General features: G+C 31.4%; 1 protein-coding gene. It reads right to left on the minus strand.

The window, feature by feature from the left end:
* Nucleotides 1-126: 126 nt before the first annotated feature.
* Nucleotides 127-1,404 (minus strand): MauE/DoxX family redox-associated membrane protein (locus tag IM532_RS13605; RefSeq protein WP_194184037.1); only part of this gene is annotated, 1,278 nt, incomplete at its 5' end.

A 1,404-nucleotide genomic window follows, 5' to 3' on the forward strand; every position in this document is an offset into this window, starting at 1 on the left:
TTGATTTGTTGCAAAAGCTGCACCAGTCCCCATCAATACAATGACAGCTGGTAAAATGACTTGTTTTAAATTTTTCATCTTGGTTGATTTTTATTTTGCCTACTCTTTTTTTAATAGATTTTCGGCTTACTCTATGCTGAACTGCTTCATTACATTGGGCGCCCATTTATAACGAATCAGTTCATTGCCTATTAAAGCATAAAAATGTGAATCGGTAACCAAAAAATCTGCTAATTTTTCACCTTGACGGTGATGTACATAAAAACTGCCGATATAATAGTTGCGATTAGTGAAATACATATCAATAACCGATGCTTGTTTCCATTGTTTTTGGGATTCGTGTTTTCCCATCAGATTAGATTCATTAAACAAGATGTTGTGATAGGTATTCATATTTTTATTCACCAATAAGGGTGGTGCATTCATTTTGTTGGTTCCATCTTTTAAAGCAGTTACTTTAAGACGAGCTTCTTGGATGGTATCTATGGTATGCAACGATTTTTGTATCTCTAAATTTTCATTCATTACAATAAACTGGTTGCGGTAATAATAGTTGTAAACTATTTTTGTGGTAATAGGATCATAGTTGATTTGACCATCACTATCAAACACTCCATCCAATTGTTTTTGAAGGATATCATTTTTTAAAATAACAGCATCAGTAGTAGTATTGACTAAGCCAAGTACTTGTTGGTTTAAAGTGCTACTATGTGTTTTAATAGCAAAATTATTATTCCCTAAAGGTACTAGCTGAGAAAAATAGGCTTTATTATAACTAACTATTTCGGCCCTGTAATTGGGCAAGCATCCTTTAAATATTACGGGGACATTACCATCATATACATAAAATTCATCCTCAAATACTTTAATGGTTATTGCTCTAAAATTAAAATTAGACTGTTCTAATTCGATGCGATGTTTTTCTACATCTTTTAAATCTAGATTAATACTGGTAAGGATTAAAGGCGCAGTATAGTTTCCGAGGTATATTTTATGTGCATCAAAACCAGCAAAGTAATAGGAGTTTGCACCTAAATTAATGGCTTCTTGCTCTATAATAGGATGTGGTAAATATCTTCGGGTGAAATTATTTTCTTGTTTGATAATATATTCTGAATTAAAAAATAAGGTAATCATACTTCCTATCGCAATTATTCCTGCTACTATAATAGATGTAGCATTTTTTTTAGAAAATGGAGAAAGAAATAATATACCAACTAGAGCAAATACAACAAAAATAACATTAAAAACTAAGTGTTCTGTCCATCCCATTTTTTCCAAAATTCCACCGCAAGAACAAGGTATATAATCACTGAAATTAAGGATGAGGTAGATATAAACAGTAAATGCTACCATCAACATATAACCCCCATAATAAGCAACTAACCGTGTTCTTTTAAAAAT

This window comes from Faecalibacter rhinopitheci (genome assembly GCF_015234135.1).
Lineage (GTDB): Bacteria > Bacteroidota > Bacteroidia > Flavobacteriales > Weeksellaceae > Empedobacter > Empedobacter rhinopitheci.